Annotated in this window: 16 protein-coding genes, 2 tRNA genes, 2 rRNA genes and 1 pseudogene; 19 read left to right on the top strand and 2 right to left on the bottom strand. The window is 37.1% G+C overall.

Translation table 11 applies throughout. The annotated features are described in order from the left end of the window. Nucleotides 1-112: 112 nt before the first annotated feature. Nucleotides 113-931: an alpha/beta hydrolase family protein gene (locus tag ACZZ9T_RS02265; protein WP_463440743.1), complete on the bottom strand. Its 819-nt coding sequence runs from the start codon at nt 929-931 to the stop codon at nt 113-115. A gap of 295 nt (nt 932-1,226) precedes the next feature. Between ACZZ9T_RS02265 and ACZZ9T_RS02260 the strand changes: the two genes are divergently transcribed. The 15 genes and pseudogenes from ACZZ9T_RS02260 (at nt 1,227) to ACZZ9T_RS02190 (ending at nt 18,215) form a co-directional block, all read left to right on the top strand. Then, nucleotides 1,227-2,375: an alpha/beta hydrolase fold domain-containing protein gene (locus ACZZ9T_RS02260; RefSeq protein WP_463440742.1), complete on the top strand. Its 1,149-nt coding sequence runs from the start codon at nt 1,227-1,229 to the stop codon at nt 2,373-2,375. A gap of 273 nt (nt 2,376-2,648) precedes the next feature. Next, nucleotides 2,649-3,746 carry a glycoside hydrolase family protein gene (locus ACZZ9T_RS02255; protein WP_463440741.1) on the top strand — a complete coding sequence of 366 codons (1,098 nt, stop codon included), beginning with the start codon at nt 2,649-2,651 and terminating at the stop codon, nt 3,744-3,746. A gap of 119 nt (nt 3,747-3,865) precedes the next feature. Next, nucleotides 3,866-4,936 carry a formimidoylglutamase gene (locus ACZZ9T_RS02250; protein WP_463440740.1) on the top strand — a complete coding sequence of 357 codons (1,071 nt, stop codon included), beginning with the start codon at nt 3,866-3,868 and terminating at the stop codon, nt 4,934-4,936. Between the two features lie 3 nt (nt 4,937-4,939). Then, nucleotides 4,940-5,941, top strand: coding sequence for a glycosyltransferase family 2 protein (locus tag ACZZ9T_RS02245; protein ID WP_463440739.1), 1,002 nt, complete (start codon nt 4,940-4,942; stop codon nt 5,939-5,941). Between the two features lie 103 nt (nt 5,942-6,044). Further along, complete coding sequence (locus ACZZ9T_RS02240; RefSeq protein ID WP_463440738.1) at nt 6,045-7,178, top strand: glycosyltransferase family 4 protein; 1,134 nt, start codon at nt 6,045-6,047, stop codon at nt 7,176-7,178. Nucleotides 7,179-7,210: 32 nt separating this feature from the next. After that, nucleotides 7,211-8,049: pseudogene (locus tag ACZZ9T_RS02235) on the top strand (polysaccharide biosynthesis/export family protein). Between the two features lie 2 nt (nt 8,050-8,051). After that, complete coding sequence (locus ACZZ9T_RS02230) at nt 8,052-10,547, top strand: exopolysaccharide transport family protein (RefSeq protein ID WP_463440737.1); 2,496 nt, start codon at nt 8,052-8,054, stop codon at nt 10,545-10,547. Between the two features lie 214 nt (nt 10,548-10,761). Beyond that, entirely contained in the window at nt 10,762-11,655 is an 894-nt protein-coding gene (gene porG, locus ACZZ9T_RS02225; RefSeq protein WP_463440736.1) for a type IX secretion system protein PorG, read from the top strand. A 6-nt stretch (nt 11,656-11,661) separates the two neighbouring features. After that, on the top strand, nt 11,662-12,411 hold the full coding sequence (gene uppS / locus ACZZ9T_RS02220) for a polyprenyl diphosphate synthase (protein WP_463440735.1): 750 nt from the start codon (nt 11,662-11,664) through the stop codon (nt 12,409-12,411). Between the two features lie 27 nt (nt 12,412-12,438). Further along, nucleotides 12,439-14,979 (top strand): outer membrane protein assembly factor BamA, encoded by a 2,541-nt coding sequence (gene bamA / locus ACZZ9T_RS02215; protein ID WP_463440734.1) that lies wholly within the window; start codon nt 12,439-12,441, stop codon nt 14,977-14,979. A 5-nt stretch (nt 14,980-14,984) separates the two neighbouring features. Continuing rightward, on the top strand, nt 14,985-15,536 hold the full coding sequence (locus ACZZ9T_RS02210; protein WP_463429781.1) for an OmpH/Skp family outer membrane protein: 552 nt from the start codon (nt 14,985-14,987) through the stop codon (nt 15,534-15,536). Nucleotides 15,537-15,608: 72 nt separating this feature from the next. Further along, nucleotides 15,609-16,112 (top strand): OmpH/Skp family outer membrane protein, encoded by a 504-nt coding sequence (locus ACZZ9T_RS02205; RefSeq protein WP_463429780.1) that lies wholly within the window; start codon nt 15,609-15,611, stop codon nt 16,110-16,112. 68 nt (nt 16,113-16,180) lie between these two features. After that, nucleotides 16,181-16,666, top strand: a complete 486-nt coding sequence (locus ACZZ9T_RS02200) for an acyl-CoA thioesterase (RefSeq protein ID WP_463429779.1) — start codon at nt 16,181-16,183, stop codon at nt 16,664-16,666. Nucleotides 16,667-16,669: 3 nt separating this feature from the next. Further along, nucleotides 16,670-17,530, top strand: coding sequence for a dTDP-4-dehydrorhamnose reductase (gene rfbD / locus ACZZ9T_RS02195; RefSeq protein WP_463440733.1), 861 nt, complete (start codon nt 16,670-16,672; stop codon nt 17,528-17,530). A 7-nt stretch (nt 17,531-17,537) separates the two neighbouring features. Next, nucleotides 17,538-18,215, top strand: a complete 678-nt coding sequence (locus tag ACZZ9T_RS02190) for a hypothetical protein (protein WP_463440732.1) — start codon at nt 17,538-17,540, stop codon at nt 18,213-18,215. Nucleotides 18,216-18,424: 209 nt separating this feature from the next. Here the strand turns inward: ACZZ9T_RS02190 and ACZZ9T_RS02185 are convergent, their stop codons facing one another. Continuing rightward, nucleotides 18,425-18,553 (bottom strand): hypothetical protein, encoded by a 129-nt coding sequence (locus ACZZ9T_RS02185; RefSeq protein WP_463440731.1) that lies wholly within the window; start codon nt 18,551-18,553, stop codon nt 18,425-18,427. Between the two features lie 574 nt (nt 18,554-19,127). Here ACZZ9T_RS02185 and ACZZ9T_RS02180 point away from each other — a divergent pair. The 4 genes from ACZZ9T_RS02180 to ACZZ9T_RS02165 all read left to right on the top strand — a co-directional run bounded on the left by ACZZ9T_RS02180 (nt 19,128) and on the right by ACZZ9T_RS02165 (nt 24,063). Beyond that, nucleotides 19,128-20,644 (top strand): 16S ribosomal RNA (locus tag ACZZ9T_RS02180). Nucleotides 20,645-20,863: 219 nt separating this feature from the next. Continuing rightward, nucleotides 20,864-20,937 (top strand) — tRNA-Ile (locus ACZZ9T_RS02175). A gap of 88 nt (nt 20,938-21,025) precedes the next feature. Next, nucleotides 21,026-21,099: transfer RNA gene (locus tag ACZZ9T_RS02170), tRNA-Ala, on the top strand. A gap of 204 nt (nt 21,100-21,303) precedes the next feature. Then, nucleotides 21,304-24,063, top strand: a 23S ribosomal RNA gene (locus tag ACZZ9T_RS02165). The 16S and 23S rRNA genes sit together here with 2 tRNA genes alongside, the layout of an rRNA operon. Nucleotides 24,064-24,092: the final 29 nt, after the last annotated feature.

Raw genomic sequence — 24,092 nt, 5'->3', positions numbered from 1 at the left:
ATCTGCTCAATTATAAATTGACATTCTGCTGGATTTCTTATGCTTTCATAAGCATCCTGCTTTTGTCATTTATTAGAGGTTGTACACCGCTCAAATGATCAAGGACGAGATGTTATTGAGCCTTCAACATTTTCACATTTTTCATCCATTCAATAGCATCCTTCATAGGCTTTTGATCATTAGAAAATGCTGTATTATGCCCTAAATCTGGGAATAATTGATACTCATAGCGCTTCCCTTTTGACTTTAAAGTGTTGAGATGTTCAATAGATAAATTCACAGGAACCTGGATATCCTTGCCTCCAAAGATCCACAATCCCGGAATTGATAATTTTGACAGAACGTCCATTGGATCTACGTCTACGAACTCGTATCGATCCGGGTCGGTCATCGTGTGTTTGCGGGCATCTTCTTCGGTGTGCGTATCCCAAAATTTTGAGTTTCCGTTGGTGTAAAACTGAAACCTAAGCTGCTCTTTCACCGTTATCAATGCTCCACTGAATATAGTCATAAATTGGACTTTCTTGTTTTTCTCTGCCGTGAGTGGAACGATCCATCCGGCTTGGCTTCCACCGGTAAGACCTATTGGGATTTGCTTGTTTGATAAGTATTTGGATAAGATATTCACTGCAGCACTCGCATCCAGAGAGAGAAGATTAAGATTGGCGGCATCCACATTATTGGTTCCTACTTCAGGTCCGGCATAGATACCGCCGGATTCTCCGACACCACGTTTGTCGTAAGTGAAAACAGCAATCCCATTTTCAGCCAATAGTGTTGCAAATTCTGTCATTCTTTTTTCCTGTCCGGACCCATGAACTATAACAACGGCTGAAGAAATATGATCAGGCTTATAAATAGTTCCGGCAAGCGAGTCTCCTTCGCTTAGAAATTTTATATTCTTGGTTGTAAAACCTGGAGGAATTGCCAATACGTGAGTTATAGTATTAAAAAGAAATAGCATCAGAAGAAAATTCCTGCAAAATTGCTTTGTGTTTAGGATATTTTTAAAGATAGTCAATTTATTCATAGTTTCATTTTCTTTTAGTTTAAAGACTTGAGATTATTTTTGTGGTATTGCAGTCAACTCATAAGCGAAATTTTGCCTCTTTTTATTCAACCAAATATAATCATTTTCCTATCCGCCCAAAAACACTCGTCAATCATTCTTTTCCTATTAGAATCTGATCATACAATTAAATCGTATGTTGTTTTAAATCATAACTATGTTTCGTCTCATTCTCATTCTCATCCTTTTTATTCTTTCTCTTGTTAATTTTTTTCCTGTCCCAAGCCAAAGCACATGGTATGTTGGTATTGCAGTACCTGAATTTCCTTGGGTTTTCATGTTGATTTCTCTGTCTTTATTAATCTGGAGCTTGTATTCTAAAAAACTGAGAACAGTATCAATTATTATCAGTATAATAACTTTTGTGATACTCACATCACCCATCATACGAGCATACAATATTGGAAGTCATTTGGCTGCAGACCTTGAAAATTCATTCGGAGTGAAAGATTATGATATGAAGGGATTTCATCAGGAAAAACCGTATAGTTTTCTCCAAATGTTTACAGGAAATGGCGCAAAAGATATTCCATTCAAAACATATCATTTTGCGAAACCTGCCGGTGTTGATCTTACTTTAAATTTTACCCCTTCTGCAATTCCCGGTGTTCGTCCGTGTCTCATCGTTGTTCATGGCGGTTCCTGGAAACGCGGTGATAATAGTGAAATTGCCGCCGCCAACAATTATTTTGCCAATGCAGGATATCAGGTAGCAACTATCAATTATAGATTGGCCCCTAAATTTCCAAGTCCGGCTCAACAGGAAGATTTGCATTCTGCATTTAAATGGATTCGCCAACATGCTAAAGAATTGAAAATAGATACTACGAATATTGTCCTTATGGGAAGATCAGCAGGTGCATCAATTGTTTTGACGATGGCATATACCGGAAACGAAAGCGGTGTAAAAGGCGTTGCGGCTTTTTATGGAGCGATCAACATGCCGTGGAGTTATAAAAATCCCGACAATCCTTTAATCATGGATTCAAGAGAAGTGCAACGGGATTTTTTAGGCGGCACACCGGAAGAAGTTCCGGAAAGATATTACGCAGAATCACCGTTATTTCATATCAATTCTAAGACAACCCCTACATTGCTTGCTCATGGGTGCCTTGATGCCCATGTTTGGCATATTCAAAGTGGAATGATGAAAAAAGAACTGGATAAGCACCATGTAAAAAATTATCTGCTGACGATACCGTGGGGAACTCATGGTTTCGAATATAATCTAAATGGTCCTGCGGGACAATTATCAATGTATTCAGTAGAACGATTTTTCTATTCTGTGACACAGATGAAAAAGTAATGCAAGAGTTTACATTTTGAGTTCGATAAAACTTAATCTGTTTATCAATAATCATTTATATTTGAAAAACTTTGTTTTCTTCGTTAAGTGAAATCGAAGATTCGACTTAGTCAAACGCCTTTGCGAACTTAAGAACAGTTAGTAGTTAAAGAATATTTGTGAACTTTGCGTTAAAATAAGCATTAGGAAAGCAATATATAATAAAAAACAAACCCTAAAGCGCAGGATACTCAATCTATAGGTAATGACTAATTTAGCTATAAATGAGAATCAATGAGCAAGTCAGATAACATCACCCGCAAAGAATTTCTACAAACTTCAGCTTTGGGAATCGCAGCGGTATTCTTCGGTTCATCATTTACTCGTGCTTTTGATTTTTCAGACAAACCTTATTTTAATTTAAAACCAATAGGAAGATCTTTAGAACTGGAGGGTTATTATATTTGGTGCTCGTCTCCGATTTGGGGAGAAGACGGAAAAGTGCATCTCTTTTATTCCCGATGGAAAAAAGAAAAAGGAATGGGAGGCTGGCTCAACGGTTCTGAAATCTGTCGGGCAGAAGCCAACTCGCCGTTTGAAGAATTTCAACACAAACAGGTTATTCTTGCACCAAGAGGTGGCGAATTTTGGGATGCAACAACCTGTCATAATCCTTTGATTAAAAAAGTGGAAGATCAGTATTATCTGTTCTTCATGGGAAATTCTAACGGAAAAACCAATACCAAAAGAATAGGATTGGCAACTTCAAAAAGTTTAAATGGAGATTGGATAAGACCTGAAAAACCTTTACTTCTTCCCGGAGAAAAAGGTGCGTGGGACGATCATTGTACCACAAATCCTGCTTTTGTGGAAGGAAACGACGGAAAATACTGGCTGTTTTACAAATCCTGGAACACCGAAGAATATGAAACGCAAAAAGGCGCAGTGCGAGGTAACCGGAAATACGGATTGGCAAAAGCAGATTCTCCGATGGGACCTTACAAAAAGGTTTCTGAAAATCCTGTGATTTATTTTTCATCGTTGCCCAATAATGCTCAGTTGGAAGACGCTTTTATCTGGAAAAAAGGAGGAAAATTTCACATGATAGCCCGTGATATGGGATTTTATAATCATGAATACGGTTTGCATTTAACGACAAAAGACGGCATCAAGTGGACAAAACCAGAAATTGCCTATCTCAATATGCAGCATTACATTAAGGAACCAAATCCTCCGAAATATTTAAAAAGATTTGGAAGACTGGAGCGTCCGATGATTCTGATGAGCAAGGATGGAAAAAGACCTCAGTTTTTATTCGGAGCCACGCAGGGAGGGAAGTTTGAAACTTCTACGGCTTTTGTTTTTGAAATTTTGAAGGATAAATATTTATAATTATAATACTGTATAACTTTGTTAATGTTTAAAACTTTGACAAAGTTGATGACAATCTTATTCTAAACTCTGCTTACTCATTTAATTTTAATATTTTTGGACATTATAAGTAGGATTACATGAATTTTGAAGATTTTATCATTTCCCCAAGAAATTTCAGGACAGAAAACTGGCAGATTGGCAATCAGATCACCAAGGAAATAAAAGAAGACAGCATTGTTTTGCTTTTCGTTTCAGATTACAGAGGTGCAAACGGGGATGCAGAAGTACAGGATTTTACAGCAATTAGGAAAGAATTCTATAAACTTTCAAAGCTTGATTTTAAAATTCCGGTGGTTGATCTGGGAGATCTGGTTTCAGGGAAATCGATACAGGATTCTCATTATATTTTGCAGGAAGTTTTGTCAGAATGTCATTCTAAGAGAGCTATTCCGGTGATTATTGGAGGGTCGAATGATTTTGCGTTTTCTCTGTTTTCCGGATTAAATTTTCATCAGAAAAATATCAGTTACACTCAAATTAGCAACGTTATTTCGCTGAAAAATGAAGAAGAAATTAACGAACATACTTTTTTAAGCAAAATTTTAGGTTCAAAAAATTTCTCTATCAAAAATTATCATCATTTAGGGTATCAGAAACACCTGAATGAGGCAGATTCTGTGAAACTGATTAAAGAAGTTGAGTTCGACATCGTTCGTTTAGCAGAAATGATGAACTCTACCGAAAAAACAGAACCCTTTTTCAGAAAAGCAGATTTGGTCACGGTCAACTGCGATGCGATTGAAAGTTTCAGTGATGCTTTTTCGATCAATCCGCAAGTGAATGGTTTAAACAGAAGAGAAATCTGTGCCTACATGAAAGAAATCGGTTTGAGTGAAAATCTTAAATCTGTCGGGATTTTTAATTATAATATTTATTCTGAAAATCAGCTGAACCATCAGCTTCTGGCACAAATGATATGGTATCTGATCGAAGGAATCAACATCCAGCAATCGCACCCGAAAGAAAGGCAATACGAAATGTTTTATGTTTTGATCGAAGACCGACAATATGCTTTTAAGCGTGACACATTCAGCAATCTTTGGTATTTTGGAGATGATGAAAATATTGAAAATTGTATTCCGTGTTCGAGAAAAGATTTTGATGAAGCTAAAAAAGGCTGGCTGAGTGCAAGATTTACAAAAAGCTAAAGGATGACAAACGTTCCCTCAAAAATTTCTATCATCGTTCCGGTTTATAATGTTGAAAATTATTTAGCCAAATGTCTCGACTCTTTGGTGAATCAAACCTATCAGAACATTGAAATTTTGGTGGTCAATGACGGGAGCAGAGATCATTCAGAAAGAATTGTTCAGGATTATGCTCAAAAATTTCCGGATAAGATCAAAGCTTTTACAAAAGAAAACGGCGGTTTAAGCGATGCAAGAAATTTTGGAATCGATCAGGCGACAGGCGATTATTTAGGATTTGTCGACAGCGATGATTTTGTAAAGGAAATGATGTTTGAGGAAATGTTGAATCTGGCGGAAAAGCATGATGCGGAAATGGTAATCTGCAACATCCAAAAAGTTGATGAAAATGGAAAAGTGAAGCAAAAACTGACACAAATTCCCAATATGCCAGAGAAAATAGATCTGGAAAGCAATTTTTCAGTTTTTTCAGATATCAGTTATTTTGCATGTAATAAATTATTCAGAAGAGAACTTTTTGCTCAGAAAAGATTTAAAAAAGGTGTACATTTTGAAGACATTCAGCTCATACCGCAACTTTTATTGGATTGTAAAACTCTTGCCCAAACTCAAAATTTTCATTATCAGTATTTAGAACGTACAGATTCTATCTCTAAAACTCATACCGAAAAAGGTCTTGATATCCTAAAAGCCGTAGAAGATGTTGAGGTTTATTTTAAAAATTCTCAATATTCTGCGAAGCTGAAAGAACTGAAAAACTTTCAGATTTTGGAGGGTGCTTATACATTTTTAGCATATTTGGCATTCGTTAAAAATGATGATATTTTCTACAAAATGTCACAGAATCTCAAGGTTTTTTTACAAGAAAAAAATATTAATTTTAAAGATATATTGATTTACAGTCGTTTTGATAAGAATTATATTTTATCTTTGCCCCTGAAAAAAACAATATTTTATCTTCTTTTTTTTGCCGGACAGCAAAAATTGATAAGAAAAATAATTTAAACACAAATGAAGAGGTTTGTCTTGAAGATAGTTATCTAAGGGCAAATAAATCATTAAGATCTTTTGGCCAACTAAGCCCATAAAGACTTAAATAGGAAAAAAAATGAAGAATTTTGAATTGTTCTTATATAACTCCGGAATTTCTATTTTTTATGTGAAAATAGGTCTTGGTTTTTTGTTTTCTTTTTTAATCACATTTTTTTCGATACCCACAATCATCAAAATTTCCAGAAGAAAAAATTTGATGGATGAGCCTAGCGTGAGAAGTTCGCACCTGCGAAAAATTCCTAATTTGGGTGGGATTGCTATTTTTTACTCCATAGGTATCTGTAGTTCGGTGTTTGCTTACGAACTTTTTGATCTGTATAAATTTCTCTTTGCTTCGATGATTGTTTTGCTGTATGTAGGTGTGATGGATGACATTGTAGTGATGAGGGCATACAAGAAACTTGTAGCTCAGGTTGTAGTTTCATCATTTATTGTGATAGGCTCAGACATCAGAATCAGAAATTTGTTTGGCATCTGTGGAATTTTTGAAATCAATTATTACATTAGCGTCATATTCACCATCATCACTTTTATCATACTGATTAATGCATTTAACCTTATAGACGGCATAGATGGTTTGGCGGGAGGATATTCTTTGATATGCAGTGCACTTTTCGGAATCAGTTATTATCGTTTAGGAGAATATAATTACCCCTTGGTTATTCTTTCGGCAGTAACTATAGGCTCTGTTTTGGCATTTTTATATTATAATTTGTCTAATTACAGAGTAACGAAAATATTTATGGGAGATACCGGTTCTATGTTGCTGGGTTTTCTGCTTGCTTTTACATGCATCTGTTTCATTGATATTTTCATTGATAGAAAGCTTCCGAATATTCCTCGCTATCATTTAAAATCTGCCCCTGTAATTGCCGTCGCTATTTTGATTTTACCGATTGTTGATACACTCAATGTTATTATTGTCAGACTTTGGAATAAAAAATCCCCTTTCGAAGCAGATAAAAACCATATACATCATAAACTTTTAAAGCTAAATTTAACGCACAGAAGATCAAGTTTTTATATTATTACATATTATCTTTTTATTGTTTTAATCGCGTATTTGCTAAGGCATTATAATGTCAATTTTTTATTGGTAATTGTTTTAACATTAGGTTTCATTGGAGCCTATTTGCCGGATATTTTTTACAGGTTGAGAAATAATAATAACATAAAAAATAATAGTTAAATTTATATTTTTACAAAATACATTCAATAACGATGAAAATCTACAAGTATCTCCAATTTTTATTTTTCCCTATTCTTTTGGCATCTTGCATTACTACGAAGGATGTAAAATATATGCAGCCCAGCGAAAGTCTTGTCATTAATGAAGAGGGACTTATCCCTTATAATATTCCTGTATACAGGATTACAAAAAATGATATGTTAACATTAGATATTGTGACTACACCGAAGGGTGATGCAGCACAGTTCTATTCCTCGCTTAATGCTTCAGGATCTGTTGGAAATGCTAATATCGGTGTAACAGGTGGAAGCGGAATAGGCGGAAATGCATTGGTCTATTTTAAAGGTTTAAAAGTAGATTCTAAAGGAGATGTCAATATTTTTGGAATCGGATACGTAAAGGCAGAAGGAAGAACCATTGAAGACATACGCAGGAAATACAGGAAAAAGTAAATGAAAACTTTCAGGAGGGAAAATCTGAAGTAAGACTCAATATTGATGGTATTACTTACTATATTCTTGGTGATATAGAAACTACAGGTCTTACTGGTGAGAAAAAAGCCCATAAAAATACACTTACACTCACTGAAGCAATTTCTATTAATGGTGGATTAAATAGAACAATAGACCGTAAGAATATTGTAATTCACAGAAAATTACCAGAAGGAATAAAGGTAGCAAAGATAGATCTTACAAGAGAAGATGTAATGAATTCCCCGTATTACTATGTGCAAAATGGTGACGAGATTCTTATTACAACACAAAGGCGAAGCTTGAATGGTTTTGGGAAAGATCCTGTACAAACCATTATAAGTGGAGTTTCTGTAATTACGACAGCATTATCAATTTATCTGCTTCTTAAAAACCTATAATTATGATTCCAGAAAAAGATGGCAAAATAGATAAAAATGCGTCGCAGAAAGAAAAATTGGGTTCTTTTGGCCTGTTCGATGTAGAACATTTTTTAAGAAAAATAGTAAAAAACTGGTATTGGTTTGTATTTGTGTTTTTAATCGGTTATGGTGTTTCCTGGTTCTATGGAAGATATTATGCTCAAAACATTTATTCATCCAATCTTTCACTCAGTATATCAAATAGTACAGCGAGCTATTTTACTCCAAGCCAATCCATCAATTTCATTTGGGGACAGGGTGGCAATCAGGACGGTGTATATTTAAAGAAAATGTTGTTATCAAGATCTCACAACGAGTTTTTGGTAAAGGGATTGAATCTTTTTATAAATTATCAAACAAAAGGTGTTTTTAAAGCAACATATTTAGATAAAGATGATTCTCCGGTTTATTTAGAAATAGACAGAAAACATCTGCAACAGGTCAATTATCCTATCACCTTCATACCAAAAGGGGATAATGCTTATGAAGTAATATTGCCGGAAGACGGAGAGTCTACCAATTTGTATTCTTATGAAATAGAGGGTTTTCAAAATATCAACAGTTTCGCCAGACCTGCCAACAAAACGATAAAGGTAAATGAATGGTATACATCTCCTAATTTGAGGTTCAGATTACTGCCTAATCCGGTTGGTAAAAAACTTAATTTAGATAATATCATTGTTAATCTTACAACTGTAAATGATGCTGTAAACGGAATTGTTAGTACTGTAGGGGTAGACTTTGATAAGGAAATCAATACCATTATGATTATTACTAAGACCGGTTATAATCTTAATGGTACAGTAAATTTTTTAAATAAATCTGTAGCAGAATTACAGAAAAAAAGATTTAATGATAAAATTAGAGTTGACCAGAATACAGAACTTTATCTGAAAAATAGTTTATCCAGTATCAGAAAAAAATTAGATTCCAGCGGTATGGTTCTTAATTATCTCAAAACTTCTGAAAAACTTTATGATATCAATAACAGGGACGAAAAGTCTTTACAGCTTATTAAAGATTTAGAGGCTAAGAAAGCTGATATTCTTAGTAAAATGTCATCTTTAAGTAATATTAGAAATTCCGTAGAAACTCAGAATTTTGACAGGATGATCAGTTCTTCTGCAGCAGGATTTGACGACGGATTATTTTCTGCATCTGTATCAGAATTAAAGGCTTTATATCTTAAGAAAAGAGAACTTTCAACAATTTATACTCCAAATTCTGAACCGATAAAGGAAGTCAACAGATTGATCAGTGAAGCAAAACAAAATTCTTCCGGATCTTTGAGAAATGTTTATAATGTTTACACCGAACAGCTTAATAAAATAGATCAGCAGGTGAATAATGCCAACTTAGATTTATTAACCTATCCGGAAAAACAGAGGAAATATTTGGATGCAGAAAGAGGGCATAATATGATTGAGGCAACGTACAACAGTTTACTCAGCAGACAGAACGAAAGCCAGATGAAACTTGCTACCAATCAATCGGACATGACGGTTATTGATCCTGCCAAAAATCTCGGTCAGAGACCAATAGCACCCAATGTAAAAGGAACTAAAATGGCAATCATAGGAGGTTTTCTTGCTTTACCATTCCTGATTATTTTGATAGGAGGTCTTTTAGACAGTAAAATAAGAAATATTAAAGAGCTTGTGAGTGCCACCAAAATTCCATTATTAGGAGTAATAGGTAATAATAGCAATGATAATATGCTTACGGTTTTAGATCATCCTAAATCTTCAGTTTCAGAAGCTTTCCGTGGTATAAGAGCCAATATGAGGTTTTTGGCAAGTGAAGACGGCAAAAGTAAAGTGATTTTGGTTACATCTTCTGTTGGAGGTGAAGGTAAAACCTATATTTCAATCAATTTAGCATCAGTTTTGGGATTAAGTGACAAGAAAACAATTTTATTGGGTATGGATCTCAGAAAGCCAAAAATATTTGGTGATTTTGATATTGACAACAAAAATGGTATCTCAAATTATCTTACAGGAGAAGTTACTGTTGACGAGATTATCAATAAAACCAGAATTCCAAATCTTGATGTAGCCACTTCCGGTCCTATCCCGCCAAATCCTTCTGAGCTTTTGATGAGTGAGAGAAACGTCAAGCTTATTGATGAGTTGAAAATGAGATATGACTTTATTATAATAGATTCTCCCCCGGTAGGTTTGGTGGCAGATTCTTATGATCTGATGAAATATTCTGATGCCAATTTATATGTAGTTCGTCACGAATATACAGAAAAGTATATGCTGAAAATGATTACAGAGAAATACCATAATGATGAAATTAAGCATTTAGGTTTTATTTATAATGATTATATAGTAAAACAGGGATACGGTTATGGCTACGGTTATGGCTATGGGTATGGTTACGGTTATGGATATTTTGATGAAGACAAGAATTACAAAGAGCCTATACTTATTAGGATCCGCAATTTTTTACAGTCATATATGAATAGAAAATAAATAAGATTTTTAGCCCTCATATCATGAGGGTTATCGTTCTCAAAGAAATTGAATCTGATAAAAAAAGAATAATTTTGCCACTTTGTCGTTTACTTTATAACAAATTATGTTTTTTTGTTTATTTTTAACGAAACATTAAGGTTATCATTAATATAAAAATGTTTTATATTTGCAAAAATTAATTTTTAAAATAACCATAAATCCATATTCTTCTATGAATAAAAAATTATTGTTTAGCTTCCTTACCCTCTTAGGTACAATGGTAAGTATGAAGGCACAAAGAAATGAATTGGGAATTCGTCTTGGGATGAGTAATTTAGTAGGTGATATAGGAAAAACCAATTACATTTTACAGCAGCCATTGGATTTGGATAGAGCTTCAGAATGGGGATTTCCTTTTTATGGTGGTTTGTTATATAGATTTAATTTTAATCCTCATCAGACTGTAAGATTAGATTTAGGTTACAATCAGGTGCAGTTTAGTGATAAAGCTGCTAAAGAGGAATATAGAAGAAACAGAAATTCATTCGGAAAAAATAATGTATATGAGGCAAGTATTGTGTTCGAATATAATTTCTTCCCTGTGAATAATGAGCAACTCAGCATGGCGAGTCCATATATTTTTGCAGGTTTCGGTGGGCTTATGTTTGATGCGCCAAAAGCAACATTAAATCATGATTTCAGAAGAAATGCTGACGGAGTGGCACAGGCACCAATTGATGAGCTGGATTTTGTAACTACTACAGAATATACAATGGGAAGAAAAACCGTTGCACAAATTCCGTTTGGAGTAGGTGTGAAATATAAATTCAATCATGGTTGGGCGATTTTTGCAGAAGCTACATTCAGATATACGCTTACGGATCAGTTAGACCACAGCAAAATACTTAGTAAAGATTTGATATCAAACTATAATGCAGATATTTTAAGCCCTGCAACAGGAGGATCACTTTTGCAGACAGGAGACTATTTTATCGTTTCAAAAGAAAGAGAGACTGCTTTCTTAGGTGCTAGAACTGTAGGAGATACAGAATCAAGAGATTGGATGAATACCTTTAGTTTAGGATTGACCTATTCTTTCGGAAGACCACCATGTTATTGTGATTAATTAATTATGTCGTTGATTAAAGAAAAAATAGATTCCGAGAGTTTACCGCAACACGTAGCCATTATTATGGATGGTAATGGAAGATGGGCTAAATCTCGTGGTGAAGAAAGAACATTTGGTCATAAAAATGCCATCAATGCTGTAAGAAACGCTATTAACGCTTGTAATGAGATTAATATCCCTTATCTCACACTCTATACATTTTCCTCAGAAAACTGGAAGCGTCCTACTGATGAGGTAAATACCCTGATGTCTTTGCTTACTGAAACATTGCTTTTGGAAGCAGAAGAGATTTTCAGCAAAGGACTAAGAATGCATGTGATTGGGAATTTAGAAAAACTGCCACCCATGGTAAAAGAACAGCTTTTAAAGGTGGTAGATTTAACCAAAGAAAACACAAAAGGAAATTTGGTTTTGGCGATTAGTTACGGTTCGCAAAACGAAATCCTGAACGCTGTAAAAAATATCAGTTCCGACGTAAAAGAAGGAAAAGTTGATATTGAAAATATTGATGAAAAATTATTTGAAAATTATCTTTATACAAAAGATTTTCCACCTGTGGATTTGTTGATCAGAACCAGTGGCGAAATAAGAGTCAGCAATTTCCTGCTTTGGCAGATAGCATACGCAGAATTGCAGTTTCTCAATATTTTGTGGCCAGATTTCACCAAAGATATTTTCTTCCAGTGTATTGTAGATTATCAGAACAAGGAAAGAAGATATGGCCTAACAGGCGAACAAATTCAAATCCAGTAAATTTTAGAAAAGAAAGATTACGATAAAATGAAGTTTAGACTATTACCCATCATTATGTTTGCTGCTTCTGCACATTTTTATGGACAGGTGACACCACAAGACAGCACAAAGGTAAACACTACCTCTGTTCTTGCGGAAAATCAAACAGGAACTTACACTCTGAAAGACATTGTTGTTGATGGGGTAAAGAAATATACACCGGCACAGATTTTAAGATTTACAGGCCTTACAAAAGGAGAAGATGTAGATATTCCGGGGCAAAAAATCAGTAATGCCATCAAAAAACTTTGGGATACCCAGTCTTTTTCGGAAGTGGAGGTGTATATACAAAGTATTGAAGGCAAAACAGTAGTTTTGAAATTTTATCTTGAAGATTTAAAAGACCTTGGTGAAGTGAAATTCACAGGAAAAGGGATTGGTAAATCTAAAAATGAAAAATTAGCCAAAGATAATAACCTGAAACCCGGCACAAAGATTACCCAGAATCTAGTATCAAGCCTGAAAACAAATATCCCGAAGGAATATGTGAAAAAAGGTTTTGCAGATGCTAAAATCACGATCGAAGATAAGGTAAACGCAGGTGATCCTAATCTTGTAGACTGGACGATTAATGTAGAAAAAGGGAAAAAAGTAAAAATCAGCCACATCGAGTTTGAAGGTAACGAAAGTGTTACTGATGCTAAACTTCGTAAAAAAGCTTTCAAAGAAACCAAACAGAAAAGGTTTGGTATCGGTGGTATTTTGAAATCTTCAAAATTTATTGAAGAAAAATATCAGGAAGACAAACAAAGTCTTATCAGTTACTACAACTCTCTAGGATATAGAGATGCACAGATTGTTTCTGATTCGGTTTGGAGAAATAAAAAAAATAACTACGAGATCAACGTAAAACTTAGCGAAGGTAAAAAATACTATATTGGTGATATTACTTTTACAGGAAATACGGTTTATTCTACAGAATATCTTCAGAGAATCTTAGGATACAAAAAAGGAGATATCTACGATGCTGTAGGATTCAATAAAAAAGTAGGTGAAGACGGAGGTAAAGAAGATGATTCTGACATCAAGTCGATTTACATGAATAACGGTTACCTTTTCTCAAACGTAACTCCGGTAGAAAAATCTGTTTCAGGAGATAATATCAATCTGGAAATCAGAATTAATGAAGGTGAACAGGCAACTTGGAATAGAGTAACTTGGGAAGGGAATACAACAACCCATGACCACGTTATTTTAAGAGCGCTGAGAACCAAACCTGGAGAGCTGTTCAAGAAAACAGAAATCAAGAGAACGTATTTTGATTTAGCAGGAATGTCTTTCTTCGATCCTCAACAGATCGGTCAGGATATTCAGCCTAATCAACAGGACAATACGGTAGATATTGGCTGGAAATTGGTTGAAAAAGGATCGTCTCAGGTTCAGTTGCAGGCAGGTTACGGTGGTAACAGCTTCATCGGAACTTTAGGATTGACGTTTAATAACTTCTCTCTTAGAAATTTCCTGAAATTTAAAGATTTCAGACCGGTTCCTCAAGGTGACGGACAAACATTATCGATCACTGCACAGGCAGGACAGTACTTCCAAAACTACGGTATTTCATTCGTTGAACCATGGTTATTCGGAACAAAACCAACTGCACTTTCTGTAAGTTTAAATAATTCAAGAGTAAATTATAGTCAGATTTCTGGCCCGGATCAGAGATTAAATATTTTCTCGGCAACTGTTGGTTTAAACAGACTTTTAAAGTGGCCGGATGATTATTTCTCATTGTATACAGGAATTCAGTTTCAGAAATATAACTTTAGCAATTATCCTTTCGAATTTGGTGACACCACTGAATTATACGGAAATGCTAATAACTTAAGTTTAAATATAGGTTTAAGCAGAAACTCTGCAGGTATTGATCCTATTTTCCCGACTGTCGGTTCAAATATTGAATTGTCAGGTAAATTTACTCCGCCATATTCATTGTTTAGTAATAAAGATTATTCTACAATGTCTCCTACGGATAAATACAAGTGGATGGAATTCTACAAAATCAAATTCAAGGCTGATGTTTATAACGAAGTCGTAGGAAAATTGGTTTTAAGATCTTCTGCTGAAATGGGCTTCATGGATGGGTACAACAAAGAACTTGGTGCTCCGCCATTCGAAAGATTCTATGTAGGTGGTACCGGTCTTTTTGGAGGTAGATTCGATGGTAGAGAATTGATTCCTTTAAGAGGTTACGAAAATGCTTCAACATATGGAGGAGAATTAGATGACATCACTCAAAGAGGAGGAGGTACTATTTACAACAGATTTACGTTAGAATTAAGATATCCGATTTCATTAAATCAAACAGCCAAAATTTATGCATTGACTTTTGCTGAAGGTGGTAACGTTTGGAACTCTTGGAGCAAGTACAATCCTTTCCAGCTAAAAAGATCAGTTGGTGTGGGTGTAAGGGTTTACATGGGTGCATTTGGTTTGATTGGATTTGATTTTGCTTACGGTTTTGATAAAACTATATTAGGAACAGAACCGTCAGGTACGAAGACCCACTTCTTAATGAATCAATCATTATAATAAAAATGAAGAATTTTAAAATACTTTTCACAGCTTTAGCACTTTTGCTTTTCAGTTTTGGCAATGCACAGAAGATAGGTGTTGTTGATACAAATTATATTTTGGATATGATGCCTCAGTATAAAGAAGCAGAGGCTAGACTCAATTCTCAGATAGACACTTGGGAACAGGAGCTTCAGACTTTACAGGCTGAATTTGACAAGAAAAGGTCAGCCTTTGAAAACGAAAAAGTTTTGTTGGTGGGTGATCAGTTAAAGCTAAGAGAAAAGGAAGTAATGGATTTGGATAAAAATATCAAAACCACTACAAGTTTAAGATTCGGAAAAACTGGTGAGATCAGCCAGCTGCGAGCAAACTTGGTCGAGCCTTTCCAGGATCAGATCTGGACGGCAATCAAGGCAATGGCAGAGAAAAATGGTCTAGGCATTATTTTTGATAAAAGTAATGACGTCAATGTGATTTTCCTTCAGAAGAGATATGATTATACCGATAAAGTATTGGCAATATTGCTTAAAGGAACTGAAGAAAAAGACACAAAATCAAACAAAAAACAGTAAAATATATTCTTAAGAATTAACTTTTACGCCAAAATTAAATCTAAAAACAAATTAATTATTTATTACCCCGTTATGAAAAAATTAAGTGTATTATTTGCAGCAGCGATGATGTTTGTATCTGTAGGTATGGCAAAAGCTCAAAAAATGGCTACTCTGGATGTCGCAGGTATTCTTAATGCAATGCCAGAAAAGAAAAAAGCTGATGCAGATTTGACTACCTTCGTTAATGCGAAGCAAGCTGAGATAAAGAAAAAAGCTGATGCTGCACAAGCAAAGTATGCTCTTTATACAAAAGAAGCTCCTACAAAAACTGAAGCTGAGAACAAAGCAAGAGGTGAAGAAATGCAAAAACTTCAGGAAGAAATGGCTCAGATGGAAGACAAAATGAGAAAAGATGCTACTGCTAAGCAGGATTTACTTTTCGAACCAATCGAGAAAAAATTGATGGATGTTGTAACTAAAGTAGCGAAAGCAAACGGTTATGATTATATCATGGATGCCAACTCTACAGGATTAGTATACAAAGCTGGTCCGGATGCTACTGCAGCTGTAAAAAAAGAATTAGGTCAGAATTAATAGAGATATTAACAAAGATTTTTAAAAACTACCACTTCTATTAGAGGTGGTTTTTTTATTTTTGCGCTATGGAAAAAGAAGTATCAACAACGGTAAAAATAAGATTCAGCGATTGTGATCCTATTGGACATTTAAATAATGTAAAATATCTGGATTACATGTTTAATGCAAGGGAAGATCACGTGGAGGAGTTTTATGGTTTCACTTATGAAGAATATACCAAGAAAACCGGTTGTACGTGGATTGCTATTCAAAACGAAATTGCATATTTAAAGGAAGTAAGATACAATACGCAAGTTGTCATCAGCAGCAAAACCATAGAAATACAGGATAGAACTGCTAAAGTTGAAATTTTAATGAAAAGTCTTGACGAGAAAACCGTTCATGCCGTTTTGTGGGTGACTGTCATTTATTTTAATATTAAAACCAGAAAATCTGAAGTTCATCCTGAAGATATAAAAGATACTTTCCACAAATTCTTTGTAAATTTAGAACAGAAAGATTTCCAGCCAAGAGTCAAATTTTTAAGATCACAAAATGCAAAAAATTCATAAAGGATGAAGAAAATAGTAGTAATTGGAAGCAATGGTCAGTTAGGAAACTGCATCAGAAAAATCGCTCCGGATTTTGAATTAGATTATGAATTTATTATTACAGACTCTAAAACTCTTGATATCACTAACGAAGATCAGATTCAAAACTTTTTTTCTGAGCACAAACCAGAATTCTGTATCAATGCTTCAGCGTACACTGCAGTAGATCTTGCCGAGCAGGAAAAAGAAAAAGCTTTCGCAGTGAATGCTTACGGCGTAGAAAATTTGGCAAAAGCCTGTTCAGAAAACCAGACTGTTTTCATTCACATATCTACAGATTATGTTTTTGATGGCGAAACCAATCTGGATTATTCAGAAGATGATTTCACCAATCCAATCGGAGTATATGGCGAATCGAAAAGAACAGGAGAAGAGTTGGCTTTAGAAGCAAATCATAAAACTATCATTTTAAGAACATCATGGTTGTATTCAGAGTTTAACAAAAATTTTGTGAAAACAATGCTGAATCTGTTTTCTCAAAAAGATGAATTGGGTATTGTGGGTGATCAGTTTGGTCAGCCAACCAATGCAAATGATTTAGCAGAAGCCATCATGGAAATCATCGAAAACCCGAACAAAACTTTCGGAATTTTCCATTTTTCAAATTATCCCGAAACAACTTGGTTTGAATTTGCAAAAAAAATTGCACAATTTTCACAATCATCAGTAAAATTAAGTTCTTTAACGACTGAGCAATTCCCAACTCCGGCAGCAAGACCGAAAAGAAGTACAATGTGTTTGGATAAAATTGAAGAAATCTATAAAATTGAACCAAAGCATTGGGAAAATAGCCTTGAAGAATGTGTGCAAATTTTGTCAAAATAATCTAAGTATGAAAAATCTTACCATTGCAGTTTTAGTTTTTTTTACACAAACGGTCGTTGCACAAAATGTATATCTTACTAAAGTTGAAAAAACGAACGACAATACAGACAAATTTCTTTATCATATAGAAAAGCAAATAGAAGATGCACAATATCTCGGTGAGATTGATGTTCAGGGTTTTTCTAGTGACGACGAATATGTTTTTTCACAAGTTTATAAAAAAGCAAAAGAAATCGGGGCTAACTCATATTCTTTAAAACCGATTGAAAGTATTGATGGAAATACAAAAGAATTCAATGCTTCAAATTATAAACTTCAGCTATATTACGTTCCATCAGAAAGATTTTCAGAAGAAAGTGGTAACTTATATTTATTTGCTTCTTCCCAAAAAGATCAGAAGATCAGTATCAACAGGAAAGATTACATACTTTCACCGCGTACTTATATCAAAATACCTTTAATAACAGGAGAGATTTACACCATTTCAACCAAGAAACTTTTAGGTTCTACAATAAAAATCAAAAAGAACACAAAAAATTCAGATCAGTATTATCAGATTTTATCGGCTCGTTTAGGAAACAGCAGTCAAAACGATGGTACCCTTCATTTAAAATCTGGTGATATTATCGGTATAGAAAAATCATATGCTGAATTTCTGTCAGTCATTTATCAGGAAAAAAAATAGGATCATAAAAATGCCAATATCATACCTCCCAATTTCCGGAGGTATTTTTTGTTATAAACAAGTATTTATTATCTACTTCCATATCCTTCATATTTAGTTTCTTTAGGAGCTTAATATTTTTAGTATAATTTTGATAATGAAATATAATCTCCTTGAGGATGGATGAAGAATAATCACAACCCAATACTATCTAATAATATATAAGGTTTCTATTTGATGTTGATTCCGCCTTCTCCAAAAACCCTTTTTAAAGCCTTTGAACGCATCCATCCCAGAATAGCTTTAAAAAAAACAGTTCCATTTACTTTTATATTTTCTTCAACCGATCCAAGTCCCACGCCTCGTTTCTCCTACGCTGCAGACATTGGCCGCATCACTCACCCTTCTTTTTAAAAATTTTTCTCTCACATTTTCAGTATTTTAGGTTTAAATATGAATTAAAGATCAACATTATGTTAACTTCTTTTGGTTGGATGGGTTAAAGTTTCTATCTTTGCCCCACTGAAAACGAGAGTATGACAGTAGCGCAGGAGAGCTTTAGGGCTGTAGTTTATATTACTTTAGGATAGAGAGAAACTTTTTAATAATTAATAAATTTTTAGCGATAAAAATTTGTGAGGTTTAAAAAGATTTGTATCTTTGCAATCCCAATACGGGGAGCGCAGGAGTAGTAGATTGGATGTTTAGAAAGAGGGTGTTTAGGGTTACTTAAAAAACTTTAAAATTTCTTCAAAAAACATTTGGTCAGGACGAAATAAATTATTACTTTTGCACACGCAAATACGGCAACGCCCAACGACAGAAAAGGGTAGCCGAGGGAGCGTAAGAGAAGAGATCATTGAAACATAGATATAACAACCAAGTAAGGAAAAGACTAAAGCGTCAATAACTTTGAGTGAGTCAGACAAACATACAATGGAGAGTTTGATCCTGGCTCAGGATGAACGCTAGCGGGAGGCCTAACACATGCAAGCCGAGCGGTAGAAGTCCTTCGGGACTTTGAGAGCGGCGCACGGGTGCGGAACACGTGTGCAACCTGCCTTTATCTGGGGGATAGCCTTTCGAAAGGAAGATTAATACCCCATAATATATTAACTGGCATCAGTTGATATTGAAAACTCCGGTGGATAGAGATGGGCACGCGCAAGATTAGATAGTTGGTGAGGTAACGGCTCACCAAGTCAATGATCTTTAGGGGGCCTGAGAGGGTGATCCCCCACACTGGTACTGAGACACGGACCAGACTCCTACGGGAGGCAGCAGTGAGGAATATTGGACAATGGGTGAGAGCCTGATCCAGCCATCCCGCGTGAAGGACTAAGGCCCTATGGGTTGTAAACTTCTTTTATACTGGGATAAACCTACTTACGTGTAAGTAGCTGAAGGTACAGTATGAATAAGCACCGGCTAACTCCGTGCCAGCAGCCGCGGTAATACGGAGGGTGCAAGCGTTATCCGGATTTATTGGGTTTAAAGGGTCCGTAGGCGGACTCGTAAGTCAGTGGTGAAATCTCATAGCTTAACTATGAAACTGCCATTGATACTGCGGGTCTTGAGTAAGGTAGAGGTAGCTGGAATAAGTAGTGTAGCGGTGAAATGCATAGATATTACTTAGAACACCAATTGCGAAGGCAGGTTACCATGTCTTAACTGACGCTGATGGACGAAAGCGTGGGGAGCGAACAGGATTAGATACCCTGGTAGTCCACGCCGTAAACGATGCTAACTCGTTTTTGGGTTTTCGGATTCAGAGACTAAGCGAAAGTGATAAGTTAGCCACCTGGGGAGTACGATCGCAAGATTGAAACTCAAAGGAATTGACGGGGGCCCGCACAAGCGGTGGATTATGTGGTTTAATTCGATGATACGCGAGGAACCTTACCAAGGCTTAAATGGGAATTGACAGGTTTAGAAATAGACTTTTCTTCGGACAATTTTCAAGGTGCTGCATGGTTGTCGTCAGCTCGTGCCGTGAGGTGTTAGGTTAAGTCCTGCAACGAGCGCAACCCCTGTCACTAGTTGCTAGCATTAAGTTGAGGACTCTAGTGAGACTGCCTACGCAAGTAGAGAGGAAGGTGGGGATGACGTCAAATCATCACGGCCCTTACGCCTTGGGCCACACACGTAATACAATGGCCGGTACAGAGGGCAGCTACACAGCGATGTGATGCAAATCTCGAAAGCCGGTCTCAGTTCGGATTGGAGTCTGCAACTCGACTCTATGAAGCTGGAATCGCTAGTAATCGCGCATCAGCCATGGCGCGGTGAATACGTTCCCGGGCCTTGTACACACCGCCCGTCAAGCCATGGAAGTCTGGGGTACCTGAAGTCGGTGACCGTAACAGGAGCTGCCTAGGGTAAAACAGGTAACTAGGGCTAAGTCGTAACAAGGTAGCCGTACCGGAAGGTGCGGCTGGAACATCTCATTTTAGAGCGTCATTAGACGATAAACAAAAAAAGATACTTAAATGTATCATGTACTTACTTAAAGAAGACGTTTTAGTTTTTTACTCGGTTGCTTATATTATAAAAATACAAAACCCACTAGAAATTAGTATCAGAGGGAGAGATTTAGAAAATAGAGGTTAGAAAATTAGAAGTTAGAGATTAGTCTAACATCTAGTGTCTAAAATCTAACATCTAAACAAAGTCTCGTAGCTCAGCTGGTTAGAGCGCTACACTGATAATGTAGAGGTCGGCAGTTCGAGCCTGCCCGAGACTACTAATTTAAAAAAGACGGGAAGAAGAAAGAGAAAAGAAAAAAGATACGTCTTTGTTCTTTATTCTTTACTCTCCAAGTCTAACTAGAGGGGGAATTAGCTCAGCTGGCTAGAGCGCCTGCCTTGCACGCAGGAGGTCAAGGGTTCGACTCCCTTATTCTCCACAGTTTTGCGAGTTTGATTTAAAAGTAAGATGGATAGAGCCAAAACAAATATCCATTTATCAGACGAGCAGAAAGAATTTAAAGATCATTGACATTAACGGTAAAAATATCACAAAGAGAAAACCGAGCGCAATTAAGCGTTTGAGTTTACAAAATAGTTTAATAGTAATATTAGACAAAATACTGAACTAATTAATAATTAGGAAAGAAATCGTTAAGGGCGTATGGCGGATGCCTAGGCTTTCAGAGGCGAAGAAGGACGCGGTAAGCTGCGAAAAGCTGCGGGGATCGGCACACACGAATTGATCCGCAGATGTCCGAATGGGGCAACCCGTCTGGTTGAAGACCAGTCACTCCGCAAGGAGAGCAAACCCGGAGAACTGAAACATCTAAGTACCCGGAGGAAAAGAAATCGAAGAGATTCCGTAAGTAGTGGCGAGCGAACGCGGATTAGCCCAAAAGTCTTTATATGTTTAAAAGAATGTTCTGGAAAGAACAGCCATAGAGGGTGATAGCCCCGTATTTGAAAGGCATACATAGATGATAAATGAGTAGGGCGGGACACGTGAAATCCTGTCTGAATATGGGGGGACCATCCTCCAAGGCTAAATACTCCTGAAAGACCGATAGTGAACAAGTACTGTGAAGGAAAGGTGAAAAGCACTTCGAATAGAAGGGTGAAATAGAACCTGAAACCGTACGCCTACAAGCGGTCGGAGCCCACAAGTTGGGTGACGGCGTGCCTTTTGCATAATGAGCCTACGAGTTAATTTTACTAGCGAGGTTAAGGACTTCAGGTCCGGAGCCGGAGCGAAAGCGAGTCTGAATAGGGCGTATAGTTAGTAGGATTAGACGCGAAACCTTGTGATCTACCCATGGGCAGGTTGAAGCTTTGGTAACACAAAGTGGAGGACCGAACCGGTTGACGTTGAAAAGTCTTCGGATGACCTGTGGGTAGGGGTGAAAGGCCAATCAAACTGGGAGATAGCTCGTACTCCCCGAAATGCATTTAGGTGCAGCGTCGTGTATAAGTTTATTAGAGGTAGAGCTACTGATTGGATGCGGGGGAGTCAAATCCTACCAATTCCTGACAAACTCCGAATGCTAATAAATGTTCCACGGCAGTGAGGGCGCGGGTGCTAAGGTCCGTGTCCGAGAGGGAAAGAACCCAGACCAACAGCTAAGGTCCCCAAATCTCTATTAAGTTGAAGCAACGCGGTTGGACTGCATTGACAGCTAGGATGTTGGCTTGGAAGCAGCCATTCATTTAAAGAGTGCGTAACAGCTCACTAGTCGAGCGGTCCGGCATGGATAATAATCGGGCATAAATAGAGTACCGAAGCTATGGATTTACAACCTCGGGTTGTATCTGGTAGGGGAGCATTCTGTTTGCACAGAAGCAGTAGCGTGAGCTATTGTGGAGCGTACAGAAAAGAAAATGTAGGCATAAGTAACGATAAAGCGGGCGAGAAACCCGCTCACCGAAAGACTAAGGTTTCCTCAGCCATGCTAATCAGCTGAGGGTTAGTCGGGACCTAACGCGAACCCGAAAGGGGTAGTGGATGGACAATGGGTTAATATTCCCATACTTGCTCACACTAAAAAGGGGACGGAGTGCCGTACTTACTGGAGACTGACGGAATAGTCAAGACCTAGCCTTCGGGCGAAGTTGCTGTAAGGAAAGTGCTTCCAAGAAAAGCCGAAGTGAAGCAACCCGTACCAAAACCGACACAGGTAGTCGAGGAGAGAATCCTAAGGTGCTAGAGTGAATCATGGTTAAGGAACTAGGCAAAATAGTCTCGTAACTTCGGAAGAAGAGACGCCAACAGCAATGTTGGCCGCAGTGAAGAGGCCCAGGCGACTGTTTATCAAAAACACAGGACTCTGCTAAATCGAAAGATGCTGTATAGGGTCTGACACCTGCCCGGTGCTGGAAGGTTAAGGAAGGGCGTTAGCAGCAATGCGAAGCGTTTGACTGAAGCCCCAGTAAACGGCGGCCGTAACTATAACGGTCCTAAGGTAGCGAAATTCCTTGTCGGGTAAGTTCCGACCTGCACGAATGGTGTAACGATCTGGGCACTGTCTCAACCATGAGCTCTGTGAAATTGTAGTCTCGGTGAAGATGCCGAGTACCCGCAATGGGACGAAAAGACCCTGTGAACCTTTACTATAACTTCGTATTGACTTTGAGTAAGTAATGTGTAGGATAGGTGGGAGACTTTGAAGCAGGCACGCTAGTGTTTGTGGAGTCAACGTTGAAATACCACCCTTTACTTACTTGGAGCCTAACTTCTTTTAGAAGGACATTGCGTGGTGGGTAGTTTGACTGGGGTGGTCGCCTCCAAAAGAGTAACGGAGGCTTTCAAAGGTACCCTCAGCACGCTTGGTAACCGTGCGTAGAGTGTAATGGCATAAGGGTGCTTGACTGTGAGACCTACAAGTCGATCAGGTGCGAAAGCAGGACATAGTGATCCGGTGGTTCCGTATGGAAGGGCCATCGCTCATAGGATAAAAGGTACTCCGGGGATAACAGGCTAGTCTCCCCCAAGAGCTCACATCGACGGGGAGGTTCGGCACCTCGATGTCGGCTCGTCACATCCTGGGGCTGGAGAAGGTCCCAAGGGTTGGGCTGTTCGCCCATTAAAGTGGCACGCGAGCTGGGTTCAGAACGTCGTGAGACAGTTCGGTCTCTATCTATTGCGGGCGTTAGATGTTTGAGAGGGCTTGATTCTAGTACGAGAGGACCGAATTGAACAAACCTCTGGTGTATCAGTTGTTCCGCCAGGAGCACCGCTGAGTAGCTACGTTTGGAAGAGATAAGCACTGAAAGCATATAAGTGCGAAACTCGCCTCAAGATGAGACATCTTTTAAGGGTCGTTGGAGATGACGACGTTGATAGGCTACAGGTGTAAAGTTGGTAACAGCATAGCCGAGTAGTACTAATTACCCGTAGATTTATAGCCTAATTGGCATCGCTTAATTGCGCAATCAA

It is taken from the genome of Chryseobacterium sp. AC417 (assembly GCF_979258215.1).
This window is presented reverse-complemented; position numbering and strand designations above follow the sequence as displayed.

Coding starts and splice junctions, on each gene's coding strand:
- porG (WP_463440736.1), top strand. CDS start 10,762: ATGAATAAAAAATTATTGTTTAGCTTCCTTACCCTCTTAGGTACAATG.
- ACZZ9T_RS02205 (WP_463429780.1), top strand. CDS start 15,609: ATGAAAAAATTAAGTGTATTATTTGCAGCAGCGATGATGTTTGTATCT.
- ACZZ9T_RS02260 (WP_463440742.1), top strand. CDS start 1,227: ATGTTTCGTCTCATTCTCATTCTCATCCTTTTTATTCTTTCTCTTGTT.
- ACZZ9T_RS02210 (WP_463429781.1), top strand. CDS start 14,985: ATGAAGAATTTTAAAATACTTTTCACAGCTTTAGCACTTTTGCTTTTC.
- ACZZ9T_RS02245 (WP_463440739.1), top strand. CDS start 4,940: ATGACAAACGTTCCCTCAAAAATTTCTATCATCGTTCCGGTTTATAAT.
- rfbD (WP_463440733.1), top strand. CDS start 16,670: ATGAAGAAAATAGTAGTAATTGGAAGCAATGGTCAGTTAGGAAACTGC.
- ACZZ9T_RS02230 (WP_463440737.1), top strand. CDS start 8,052: ATGATTCCAGAAAAAGATGGCAAAATAGATAAAAATGCGTCGCAGAAA.
- ACZZ9T_RS02250 (WP_463440740.1), top strand. CDS start 3,866: ATGAATTTTGAAGATTTTATCATTTCCCCAAGAAATTTCAGGACAGAA.
- bamA (WP_463440734.1), top strand. CDS start 12,439: ATGAAGTTTAGACTATTACCCATCATTATGTTTGCTGCTTCTGCACAT.
- ACZZ9T_RS02240 (WP_463440738.1), top strand. CDS start 6,045: ATGAAGAATTTTGAATTGTTCTTATATAACTCCGGAATTTCTATTTTT.
- uppS (WP_463440735.1), top strand. CDS start 11,662: ATGTCGTTGATTAAAGAAAAAATAGATTCCGAGAGTTTACCGCAACAC.
- ACZZ9T_RS02255 (WP_463440741.1), top strand. CDS start 2,649: ATGAGCAAGTCAGATAACATCACCCGCAAAGAATTTCTACAAACTTCA.
- ACZZ9T_RS02200 (WP_463429779.1), top strand. CDS start 16,181: ATGGAAAAAGAAGTATCAACAACGGTAAAAATAAGATTCAGCGATTGT.
- ACZZ9T_RS02190 (WP_463440732.1), top strand. CDS start 17,538: ATGAAAAATCTTACCATTGCAGTTTTAGTTTTTTTTACACAAACGGTC.